The 12,121-nt window shown below is 64.8% G+C and carries 7 protein-coding genes and 1 pseudogene; 6 read left to right on the plus strand and 2 right to left on the minus strand.

The window, feature by feature from the left end; genetic code table 11:
• Positions 1-142: 142 nt before the first annotated feature.
• Positions 143-1,411: an Hsp70 family protein gene (locus tag K9U40_RS19465; RefSeq protein ID WP_282891796.1), complete on the plus strand. Its 1,269-nt coding sequence runs from the start codon at positions 143-145 to the stop codon at positions 1,409-1,411.
• Positions 1,412-1,520: 109 nt separating this feature from the next.
• On the opposite strand, the gene K9U40_RS19470 is transcribed toward K9U40_RS19465, so the two are convergent.
• On the minus strand, positions 1,521-4,238 hold the full coding sequence (locus tag K9U40_RS19470) for an HAD-IC family P-type ATPase (RefSeq protein WP_282891797.1): 2,718 nt from the start codon (positions 4,236-4,238) through the stop codon (positions 1,521-1,523).
• Between the two features lie 382 nt (positions 4,239-4,620).
• On the opposite strand from K9U40_RS19470, the gene K9U40_RS19475 reads away from it, so the two are divergent.
• From K9U40_RS19475 to K9U40_RS19495, 5 genes are all read left to right on the plus strand, one after another.
• Positions 4,621-4,857, plus strand: coding sequence for a hypothetical protein (locus K9U40_RS19475; protein WP_282891798.1), 237 nt, complete (start codon positions 4,621-4,623; stop codon positions 4,855-4,857).
• A gap of 472 nt (positions 4,858-5,329) precedes the next feature.
• A complete protein-coding gene (locus tag K9U40_RS19480; protein WP_282891799.1) occupies positions 5,330-6,160 on the plus strand; it encodes a hypothetical protein in 831 nt (276 codons plus the stop codon).
• Between the two features lie 28 nt (positions 6,161-6,188).
• Positions 6,189-7,403 (plus strand): hypothetical protein, encoded by a 1,215-nt coding sequence (locus K9U40_RS19485; protein ID WP_282891800.1) that lies wholly within the window; start codon positions 6,189-6,191, stop codon positions 7,401-7,403.
• Between the two features lie 18 nt (positions 7,404-7,421).
• The gene (locus tag K9U40_RS19490; protein WP_282891801.1) at positions 7,422-10,115 is read left to right on the plus strand and encodes a hypothetical protein; all 2,694 of its coding nucleotides are present in this window, start codon (positions 7,422-7,424) and stop codon (positions 10,113-10,115) included.
• A gap of 11 nt (positions 10,116-10,126) precedes the next feature.
• Complete coding sequence (locus tag K9U40_RS19495; protein WP_282891802.1) at positions 10,127-10,549, plus strand: hypothetical protein; 423 nt, start codon at positions 10,127-10,129, stop codon at positions 10,547-10,549.
• Between the two features lie 394 nt (positions 10,550-10,943).
• On the opposite strand, the pseudogene K9U40_RS19500 reads toward K9U40_RS19495, so the two are convergent.
• Positions 10,944-12,121 (minus strand): annotated as a pseudogene (locus K9U40_RS19500) (hypothetical protein); the annotation flags it as partial.

Below are 12,121 nucleotides of genomic sequence, written 5' to 3' on the forward strand. Positions count from 1 at the left end.
CTCTCCACCCCTCCCCCGCAAGCGGGAGGGAGCGACGCCGGTGCTCCGTTTCAAACTGAAACACGGCCTCCCCCCTTGCGTTGCAGCATGACTTGCTCTAGCAAGCGCGCCCTGCTGCATCCCGCACCAGCAAGGAGGCCCCATGACCGCCTGCGGCCTCGACTTCGGCACGTCCAACACCACGCTCGGCTTCACCGGCGCCGTCGGGCCCCGCCTCGCGCTCCTGGAAGGCGAGGCCGACACCCTGCCGAGCGCCATCTTCTTTCCCCGCTCGGACGAGCCCCTGGTGGGACGCGCGGCCATGGCCGCCTATGTGTCGGGCCAGCAGGGACGGCTGATGCGCGCCCTGAAGTCGGTGCTCGGCACCTCGCTGGTGGACGAGACCACCTCCGTCGGCCGCCAGCGGCTGAGCTTCCGGGCAGTGATCGCGGCATTCCTGGGCGCGGTGAAGGCGCGGGGCGAGGCGGCAGCCGGAGGCGCGCTTGACCGGGTGGTGCTCGGCCGGCCAGTGCACTTCGTCGATGGCGATGCGGCGGGTGACATGCGGGCGCAGGACGTGCTGGGCACCATCGCCCGCGAGATCGGCTTCACGGATATCTCGTTCCAGTTCGAGCCCATCGCGGCCAGCCTCGACTATGAGCGCCAGGTGGCGGGCGAGGAGCTGGCGCTGATCGCCGACATCGGCGGCGGCACCTCGGACTTCTCCATCGTGCGGGTTTCGCGCGGGCATGCGGATCGCGCCGACCGGGCCTCCGACATCCTGGCGAACGAGGGCGTGCGCGTCGGCGGCACGGATTTCGACCGGCAGCTGTCCCTGTCCATGGTCATGCCGCTGCTCGGCCATGGCAGCCCGCTGAAGCGCAAAGGCCTGTCCATGCCGGTGGGGATCTATCAGGACCTCGCCACCTGGTCCTCCATCAACCGGCTCTATGACGGGCGGACCGCCCGCTCCATCCGCGAGCTGGAACGCGACGCGGAGCGTCCCCATCTGGTGTCGCGCCTCGCACGGGCGGTGGAGGACGAACGCGGCCACAGCCTGGCCCTCGACGTGGAGGCCGCCAAGATCCGCGTCGCGGAAGCCGGCACGACGGTGCTCGACCTCGCCGTGCTGGAAGCGGGACTGTCCGTGGGCATCGCCCATGAGGATCTGGTGCGGCACACCGGCCTGCTGGCGGACCGCATCGCCGGGCGGATCGGCTCCTGCCTCGCCACGGCGGGCCTGAAGGCCGCCGACATCGACGCCCTCTTCCTGACCGGCGGCTCCACCCGCCTCAGCCACGTGCGCGCGGCCATCTGCACCTGCGTGCCGCAGGCCCGGGTGATCGAGGGCGACACATTCGGCTCCGTCGGCACCGGCCTCGCCATCGAGGCCAGCCGCCGCTACGGCGCGGACCGGCCGGCCAGCACCTGACGCAACCCGGGGTGACGGCAGCCCCCGCTTCGAGGCGATGGCTTCGAGCGAAGGCCCGCCGGATCACCCGGGCGCGACGGAGTTGACCGGCTCGACCGGCGCGATGGCCTCACATGCGCACTCCGAGGCGTCGGGCGACGACCTTCTCCACTTCGAGCACGCACATGAAGCCGATACCGGCCGCCAGGATGATCAAGCCGTCCCGGAACGTGACCGGCCGGGTGTCGAACACGTTCTGCATGAGGGGCAGATAGGTGAAGGCGATCTGCGCCAGCACCACTATCGCGACCGCCATCAGCACCGCAGGCGTGCTGAAACCGCCGCGCAGGGTGAGCGAGGTCGTGCTCAGGTACCGGACATTGTAGAGATAGAAGACCTCCAGCACCACGATCGCATTCACCACCAGCGTCCGCGCGGTTTCGAGATCGCGGCCCTCGGCCAGCGCGGCGAAGAAGATGCTGAGCGTCGTCACCGCGAACAGGCCCGAGACAAACACGACGCGCCACAGAAGAAACGGCGAGAGCAGCGCCGCTCCGGCCGGGCGGGGCGCCCGGTCCATCACGCCGGGCTCCGACGGCTCGAAGGCCAGCGCCAGCCCGAGCGTGACGGTGACGATCAGGTTGATCCACAGGATCTGCACCGGCGTCATGGGCATGACGAAGCCGAACAGGATGGCGGCAATGACGGCGATGCCCTCGCCGCCACTGGTGGGCAGCGTCCAAGCAATGACCTTGCGCACGTTGTCGTAGACTGTGCGCCCCTCATGCACCGCCGCGACGATAGAGACGAAATTGTCGTCGAGCAGCACCATCTCGGCGGCCTCCTTGGCGGCCTCGGTGCCCTTGATGCCCATGGCGACGCCCACATCCGCCTGCTTGAGGGCGGGCGCATCATTCACGCCGTCGCCGGTCATCGCCACCACCGCGCCGGTGGATTGCAGCGCGCGCACGATGCGCAGCTTGTGCTCCGGACTGGTGCGGGCAAACACGCTCGCCCGCCGGGCCAGCGTCACGAGCTGAGCATCGGAGGCGGCATCCACCTCGGCGCCCGTCACCACCTCCAGATGGTCGTCGAGGCCGAGCTGCGCGGCGATGGCCGCCGCCGTGGCCGCATGGTCCCCCGTGATCATTTTCACCGCGATGCCGGCGGAGCGGCATTCCGCGATCGCGGACACCACCTCGGACCGCGGCGGATCGATGAAGGCCACGAGGCCCAGGAAGACGAGGCCTTCCACCGCCCCCAAGCCGAGCGGCCCGGCATCCTCCCCCGCATTTGCCTTCATGGCGAAGCCGAGCACCCGCTCTCCGGCCCCCGCGGCACGGACGATCTCCCGGTCCCAATGGGCCATGTCCAGCGGAACCGGCCCGCCCGGGGCCGCCTCGGACGCGGAGACGGCGAGCACCGCCTCGGGCGCCCCTTTCACGAACAGCACCGACCCGCCCCCCGGCGCCACATGCCGGGTGGCCATGAACCGGTGGGCGGCATCGAACGGGATCTCGTCCAGCCTCGGCCATTCGGCCCGCACATGGTCCACCGCAAGCCCGGCCTTGGCGGCGAGGGCCACCAGCGCCCCTTCCATGGGATCGCCGCTGACCCGCCAGCGGCCGTCCGCCTGCTCCAGCGCCGCATCATTGCATAGCAGCCCGCAGCGGATGACCTCCTCCGAGGCCTCCAGGGCCGCCACGTCGTCGTCGCTGCCGATGGCGGTGAAGACGCCGCTCGGCGCGTAGCCGGCACCGCTCGCCTCCAGCAGGTGGGTGGAGGTGACCACGTGGCGGGCCGTCATCTCGTTGCGCGTCAGCGTGCCGGTCTTGTCCGAGCAGATAATGGTCGTGGCGCCCAGCGTCTCCACCGCCGGCAGGCGGCGGATGACCGCGTTGCGGGCCGCCATGCGGCGCACCCCGATGGCGAGCGTGATGGTGATGACCGCCGGCAGGCCTTCCGGAATGGCACCCACCGCCAGCGCGACGACAGCCATGAGCGCGTCTGCCCAGTCATGCCCGCGCACGGACACCGCGAAGGCGAACAACGCCGCCGCCATGATGAAGCAGAAGATCGTGAACCGCCGGCCGAAGCTGTCGATCTGGCGCAGCAGCGGCGTGGTGAGCGGCTCCACCCCGGCGATGAGCACGCTGATGCGGCCGATCTGCGTGGCCTGGCCCGTGGCCACCACGATGCCGGCCCCCTGCCCCGCCGCCACCAGGGTGCCCGAGAAGGCCATGGACTGCCGATCGCCCAAGGGCACATCGGCCGCGACCGGCGCCTCGCGCTTCTCGGCGGTGACGGATTCGCCCGTCAGCATGGCCTCGTCTATCCTGAGGCTGCGCGCCCGCACGAGCCGCAGGTCTGCCGGCACCCGGTCGCCCGCCTCAACGAGCACCAGGTCGCCCGGCACCAGGTCCCGCACCGCCACCTCGGTGCGCGCGCCCTCGCGCACCACGGCGGCATGGGGCGAAATCATGCTGCGGATGGCGGCGAGCGCCTCCTCCGCCTTGCCCTCCTGGATGAAGCCGACGATGGCGTTCACCACGACAACCGCCACGATGACGCCCGCATCGACGGCATGGCCGAGCACCATGGCGGCGACCGCCGCCGCCAGCAGGAAATAGATGAGCGCATTGTTGAACTGCGCGAGAAACCGCACCACCGGATGCAGGCCCGGCGCTTCCGGCAGGGCATTGGCCCCATAGGTCGCGATGCGCTGCATCGCATCTTGCTCGCAAAGGCCTGAGGGTGAGGTTTGCAGTGCCGAGTAGACCGTCTCCACCGGCAAGGCATGCCAGGGAGTGATTCCAGCAGGAAGCTCAGGGTTCACATCCCGCTCCATCCGGAGACAAAACCAGGCCACCGCTCGAAAAGTCCGCCCGGGTCGCCGGACCTCCGGCAATGGGAATGGTATTACTTGATCCAGAGCAAAATTACGTTGGGAAATATGATAGGGGTAGAGCGGCGACCGTTGCAACCTGCACGCCGGGGGCGGTATGTCGCGGCCGGCTCTTGAGGGGAGAATATAAGGCGAGGTCGCTTCGCATGCACGCGTTCAAGGCGAGCCGCGATCGCGGCCTGATGGGCGCCACGCGCAGGAGAAGAGTCGGGTCGTCCTTGGCCCGTTACGTGGATACGGCAAGCCGGACGGCGGTACCCGTCACACTGCGCAGCCGCCGCGCCGTTTGGCTTGCATAGTCGCGACAGGCAAGCTGAGGCGCAACATGCCCGATCCGATCCCCATGGCGATCCTCGCCCGCCTTGCGATCGACGTGCAGTTCCAGGGGCAAGGCCTCGGGCGGGCACTGTTCCGCGATGCGGCCGTGCGCGTCCTATCTGCCGCCGCCATCGGCATCCGAGGGATCATGGTGCATGCGATTTCAGAGGAGCCGCATTCTACCGCACCCCTGGGCTTGTCCCCTCCCCGTCCGGCCCACGACGCTCTTGGTGACGCCGGATGAGCTGCGAGCCGACTGAGCACCGAAAGCATATGGTGCAAATATTCGCGTTCGACGTCATCCCAACAAGTGCGCGCAAATCCATCAATCCATGGTCATCTGAGGTCATCGCGCTCTAAATTCAAGAAAGAGAACGTGCTGCCCGATCAGCTTGCGATGCAGGTTGATCGGTGCGTGCTCTGGCTGGCGTTAGAAACCACAGGCCAAGCCGGCGGGCCAGAGGTAACAGTGTACATCACAGTTTTGGATTGCATCCTGACGCTGCATCAAAGTCGCTTGCGCCTCTGAGACGAAGGACATTTCGGCTGAAATTCAAAAATGAACGCTTGCCTCTCTTGAGGCTTTCTGCAACATTATGTTTCAATAAAAAATAATAACATATATCAAGAATATAGAGCACTACATATACTCAGATTCAGTGTAGCGGCTAACTTACTTGTTCCGCTGATCGCTTATGTTGTGCTTTCGGTGCGCCATGAACGAAATTTCAGCCTATGAGCAATGGATTGCGGAAGGCGGGCCCAGCCGGGCCGGGCTTGCACCGGAATTGTTCGCGAAATTTTCGGCCCTTCTGCCTATCCTGAAGAACGAACTCCACGAATTGCGAGCCGCGCTTGTTCCGAGCGCTCTCCGGCATTGGAGCCTGGTCGACGCGACGCCTCCGCCGGGGGGCAATCTGATGCATGTGCTGCTTGTCGAACTCGCACAGAAGTTGAGCGCAGCGCGCGATGCCTCCAATCGATGCCTGTCGGTCTCATTGCGGGCGTCCAGCGAGGCGACAGACTTAAGCGGGACCGTCCAGCGCGCCATCGACGACGATCTGCGCAGCGTTGAGGAAGCCAACCGGCAGATTGAAATGCTGGGCGCATTGCGGACCGGACACGAAGCCGCACTCCGCGCCGCCCGGCAACAGCTGGAGGGCGGCGAAGGCTTCAAGAACGGGTTTCTGACGGCGATTTCGCTCGGCATCCACAATCCGGTCAAGGCCAATATGGACGCCGCCAATCAGGCGATCGCGCGGATCAACGCGGAAGCCGCCATCGCCAATGCCACTGCAATGGCGGCGCGCGTGCATCAGTCGGAAGTCGTCGCGTCGCAACACATTCTCCAGCGCATCAACGCACTCCACGGCTTTCTCATCGACCGCCACAATGATCTCAATGTGGGCGTCGGATTGATCGAAAGCGCGTTACCCCAAATTGCCCGGGCCGACGAAACCACCCGGGAATCCCTTCGCCAAATCTATTGCAGCCGGGCGCGGCCTGCCATGCAGCGCCTTGCGCTATGGACCACGCATCCGCAATGAGGCGACAGACACCGAAAGGTTGAAGGCGATGTCCGACCCATCCGAGAATGTGCCGGCGGACGGCAACGACGGCCATGCCGAACTTGAGGCACTGGTTTCGCCGAAGGTCGACGAGAAGGGAAACCCGGTGCTCAGCCCGCTGAAGCAGGGTTGGCACTATCTGCAAGTGTATCTGAACTATGGCGTACGGTTGCCGACAGACGATGCCGACCTGCGTATCGTATTGGCAAATGCCAGTCTCGCCGAGATGCCTTATTACGCCAGCATGAAATCCGGCCTGTCCCTTATCAAGACGGCCTGCAAGGAATTCATGACCGATGGCCTGCCGGACATGCTGGGCGTCGGCAACGACCTGAAGCGCTTCGCCGAGAACGCGGTCAAGAGCGAAGGCGACCTCATGGGTGTCGTCGAGCAGCTGGTGAAGGATGGCGACCTGGATGCCGCCGCCGAGCTGATCAAGGCGATGCGCGATGATGCCCAAGCGGCCGTCGACCGCGCCTTGCGCGTGGAGAAGAGCCTCGGCAAATTCTCCGGCGAACTCGGCGACGCGGCGGGCAAGCTCGATGTGGCCCAGCAGGAGATCGCGAGCGACCACAGGCTGAAGTCCGAGACCATCGCCGCACTTCAGGGCGATGAGAAAACCGCTGGCTCGCTGGCCCAGCTGGAAAAGGCGAAAGCGGAACTCGAGGATCAATACGACCACGAGGTGGCTGTGGCCGCGACGACGCCCACTTATGCCTGGGTCGGTCCGCCAATCGGCCTGATCGCCGCGGTTGTCGTGGCCGGCGTCTATGGCGACCGCGCCACCAAGACCCTTCGGGAAGTCGAGCAGCGCAGCAAGGACATCGCCGATGCGAGCAAGGTGCTCGACCAGGCGCTGCGCGTGCGCGACGTGAGCCGCCTCGCCGAACGCACCGTTGCCAATGCCTCCCGCTACACGGCGCTCGCCATCAGCCATGTGCAGACGGTCAAGACCGCCTGGAACGGGCTCGGATCCGATCTCCAGTCGATTGCCGGATTTCTCAAGGCATCGGTGCGCACGGGCACGGCTTCCAACAACAGCCCCTTGATTTCCGATCGGGCCCTGACTGCTCTCCTGAACAATGTCGAGAAGAAATGGGCGGCCCTCTACCCCAACCTGATCGTGCTTACGCAGGCGCCCTATATCAAGATCGACCCGAACCCATCGACCATGTCTGACCAGGCCAAGGCCATGGATGCAGCAATGACCAAGAAGATCTAGGCGAGGGGGAAGACGGTCATGGCCGAGCAGACCAACGCGCAAACCGACGCGCAAACCTGGACACGCACGGCACGTCCCTGGTCCACTCTTTATGCGGACGCCTCCCTCAAGCGGCTCGGTCTGCCGGCGTTTACGGTGGTGGAGCCCGGTGCCGGCATCTACCGACACCCGATGCTAGTTTGGAGCGCGGTTCACAAGGCCGCCCGAAAGGCCACGGACGCTCCCTACCTGATGGTCTGCTGCGACGTGCTTGTCCTCGACGAGGACCTGATCGTGGATAGGCCCGCCTTCATCATCGCCCGCCGGATCGAAACCGGTCCGCGCGCCGGTGTGATCATCGACAGGATCGCGCAACCCGATCCCAGTCTCCTCCTCATGACCCAGCAGATCGTCGAGGCGGCAAGCGGCAAGGCATCGGCCCTTTCGGTTACCCTCGTCGTCAATGATGCCGCGGGCACGCCCATCGAGATCGGCTATGACCTCACGCCCGCCTCGAACGCGGAATTCTGCAAGGCCATCGTGCTGGAAGCTGGCGAATCCGTATTCAGAGGCCTGCATCCGGGGGATGCGGGCCTCGGCATCATCGGGCTGGGCGAACAGCCGGCGCTGCTGCTGGAAACCCAGTTCCAGCTCGCGAGCCTGCGCTTCACCGAGGATCCCGGTTATGCGCGCCAGCTGCTGTTCTGGATTGTCGAACTCCTGTCCGGCAACCAAAGTCTGGCCGAACTCGCGCTGCAGGCCCGCGCGCTCTACGACACGGTGTCCCTTCTTTCCGGTGAGGCTAGGAACGGCGTGCTGGTTCCGGCGCTCGACCACGCCGTCTATGCGGACCAGGCCGACCAGTGCCTCAAGCTGCTGACGGGCCGCGATCAGCGCCTTGCCGACATGAGGCAGGCGACCCGGTCGGACAGGCAGTGGCTCGACGACGCGCGGGTGATGCTTGCCGACCGCACCAACGAACTCGATCTCAACGACAGGCTCGTGGCACAGGCCCGCCGCACCCGTGATCAGGCCGAGGAAGCCCGCTCCGATGTCCTGGGCCAGTTGCTGGATACGCGCCTGACGCTGGAGCGGGCAAAGACGACCTTCGACATGGAGATCGAACGCTGGAAGCGCGCGCAGATGCAGGCCGCGGCCGTCGATCTCGTGACCAATTCTCTGGCCCTTCTCTCCAAGATACCGGCGATCGTGGTCGGTGCCGGCGATGTCGGCGCGATCGGCCAGGTATTCGTCGGCGACGTCACGCAGATCGCCGGGCAGGCCGGAAAGATGCTCGGCGCCGACCAGAGCGTGACCAGGATGGTGAAGGGCCAGACGTTCTCGTCCTGGGCGGGCAAGATCGAATCCGCCCGCGGTCCATTTGCCAGGCTTTCGAAGTCGAACAGAATTGACCAGAACGCCAACCGCCTCGCCACCTGGGCGCAAGGCAAGGCCGACTCAGTCCTGCCCAAGGGCAACCCGCTGCCGCCGCGGAACCAGGCCGGCGCCAATCCGCCACCGGCCGCGGCGCCCGACCGCGACAAGGCCGATGACATGCGTGACAAGGTCGAAAGCGCGGCCGGCGATGCCAAGGGCATCTTCGACGCCGCCATGCGCCTGAAGGAAATCGGCGAGGCCGCGGAGGCCATGGAGCAGAGCAGCGCCGAACTCCTCGGCCTCGCCGAAGGCTCCATCGGCGACAGCCTCTCGACCGTCGAGCCTGCCGGCATCGACATTGCGACCGGGGGAGCGCAGCTGTGGCAGAACCTCGCGATCGACGTCGAGAACATGTTCGAGAACCTGGCCGGCGGTGACGTGAAGTCGATCCCCGGCGCGATCGAGTACCGCCTGGCCTTCCGCAAGCTGTTCGTCGCCGGACAGGCCATGAGCGTGGCGCGGCTTGCCCTCGCCAAGGCCAACACCGACCTTGCGGTGGCGATCCTGCGCAAGCGATCGGCCGCCAGAGCGCTCGACACGATGGAACAGAGGGTCGGAAAGCTCGGCGCGCAGGTGGCCGAGGACGAAACCGTTCAGAACGCGCTGTTCGAGCGCGTTGTCGAAGCCAAGCGGGGCGTGTTCCTGGCGATGGAGGCCTATCGCCGGGCCTTCTGCTATTTCTCGCTCATTCCGCTGGAGTCCTTGCCGGCGCTGCCAAGAATTACCGATTCCGTCGACGATTTCAGCAACAAGGTGCGCCAGATCGCGGGCCGGGCCTTTGAACTTGAGGCGGTCGAGCAGATGACCGGAATGCCGTCGACGACCACCAATATCGAGATCGTCGTCTCCGATCCTGTTGAACTGACGGGCGTTGTCGGCAAGCGCAGGGTCGAGATTACGGTGCCTGACGATTCCCCGGCATTCAAATATTTCGCGCGGGTGCGCGTCTCGCGTATCCGGGTCTATGCTGAAGGCGTCACATCGCCCGTTCCGATCCTCGTTCGCATCTCGTCGAACGGCATCTACCGCGACTGCGTGCGGAGTGGCCCCAGTTCCTCGCCCCGCTGGGTCGATTTCTCCGGAAAGAAGTTCAGTCGGGTCTTCGTCTACAAGGATCAGATTTCACCGCCGCTGGTGGAAGCCGACACGGTCGAGCGTTTCCGCAATGATGTCTTTCGCCCGACGCCCTTCACAACCTGGACCCTTGTTTTCGAGCGCCAGGACGGCGCGGCGATCGATCTCACCGGCCTGTCCGCGATCCGCATGCAGTTTTCGGGCGAATGCTCAGCCTTGTGAAGAGGTTTTCAATGAACGACGCGACCGTAAAGACACCCGTGGACACGCGGAGCGCGGAGGTCGAGAAAGCCAAGGACGACCCCAACAAAATATCGCAGTGGCGCAGCCTGATGCAGGCGGCATCCTCGCCGATCAAGCTGTTCGCACTGATCGTTCTGGTCTGCAACACCGTGTTCGGAGCCGCGGCTGCAATCTCGTCGCCCTCCAACTTCATGTATACATTGCATGCTTTTCTCGCGGTGGTCGCATCGTTCGTATTGATGGCCATCTGGAGCCCTCGATCCTTCTATTCTCCCGCAGAGCTGAAAACGCTGCTCGAAGTCGAGCAGCAGGTGGGCCGGTCCGTCTTCCCGGAAAGCAGGCCATGGATGATGACGCTCTCGTTCTTCGTCGGCTTGCTGATCTATGCGATCTACCAGTTCGCGACCCGATGATCCGCCCTGCATAGGTGCTGCGCGACAAGGCCAACTCCGCAATGTCATGAACGCGCTGAAGCCCGCCGTTCCACAGGGCATGTTTCCCCGCCCCGACGGATGCGGGAGAGAGGAGAAAATCTCCCGGGAGGACAGCTTCGACCTGTCCTCCCGGGAGAGGTCCATGAAGCGGACGCACTCAGAGAGGACAAACGCGATATCGGTCACGCAGGTCACCCGAGGACTCTGGCCTCAACCGGATGAGAGACGGAGCTCACAGCACTCCGGCTCCCCCGGCCTGCCGCGAAGCCGCCGAATGACCGTACAGAAATGCGAGGCCGGGCGCCGTTCCGCGACGCCCGGCCTCGCCCTTCCGGCCTGCGGCCCGGGCCCTGCCGGCACGGGCCGCAGCACTTCATTCGAATACGAAGATGCTGGAGCTCACGCTGGCGAGCTGCATGTCCTTCAGGATAATGGCATGCGAGGCATCGATGGTGATGGTCACATCATTTCCGGTCTGCGCCAGATTGAGGTCGGAGACACTGTCCGCAAGGCTTTGGTCGATTGCGATGTGGCTGCTTGCAACATCGAAATTGAGGACTGTGTCGGTTCCCCCGTCATAGTGGAACGTATTGTCCGTCATATTGCGCAAATAGATGGTGTCATTCACCTCGCTGCCGTAGATCTGCTGGCCAGTGGTGTACGAATAGACCGTATGGGTTCCGTCGCTGTGCTCGTAATCGCGCAGGAGGAGGACCATATCCTTGCTGAAGGTGTCGTGCCGGATATCGCCGGTCCCGTCCTGAAGGTAGTTGTCGACAACACGGGATCCGTCCGCATGGATCTCGTAGTGCCCGAGCAGCGTGCCCGTGCTGTCATACATCCAGGTATCCTTCGACCCGTCCGCATGCGGGATTTCCCGATAATCAAGCGTGCCGTCGGCGTGGAAGCGCTCGATCAACATGATCTTGCCACTGGCGTCCACCTGCTGGTGCTGCGTCGTATAGGTCTGGCCGGTGATGTTGTAGTTATAGAAATCCGTTACCCCAGTCGCCTTGTCAAGAACGACGGTCTTCATGAGCACACTGTCAGTCCAGTAGTTGGTTGTGCTGGATGAAGAGGTGTCCACCGTTTTCTGGGTCAGACTTCCGGTGGAGGCGTCAAATGTGTCCGTGGTCTTGTCACCGTTGGGGGCGACGATGACCTCGCTGATCTTCTGGCCCGCCGCATTGTAGATCACCGTGTCGGTGGTGCCGTCCGCCGCCACCGACTTGGTGTAGTCCAGCGTTCCGTCCGCGTGCCAGCGCTCCGTCAGCCACACCTTGCCGGTCGAATCCGTCACCACGTGCTGGCTCGCATAGGTCTGGCCCGTGATGTTGTAGGTGTAGGTGTCGGTGTAGTTGGTCGTCTTGTTCAGCGTGGTGACCTTGGTCACAACGCCGTCCGTATAGTTCCGGGTGATGTATGTGCTGCTGCTCTCGACCACCTCGAGGGTGATCTTCCCCGTCGACGGATCGAAGCTGTCCGTGGTCCTGGTGCCGTCCGCCGCGACGATCGCCTCGCTGATCTTGTTGCCAGCCGCATTGTAGGTCA

Origin of the sequence: Xanthobacter autotrophicus, from assembly GCF_030015065.1 — a bacterium.
Taxonomy (GTDB): Bacteria; Pseudomonadota; Alphaproteobacteria; order Rhizobiales; family Xanthobacteraceae; genus Xanthobacter; species Xanthobacter autotrophicus_D.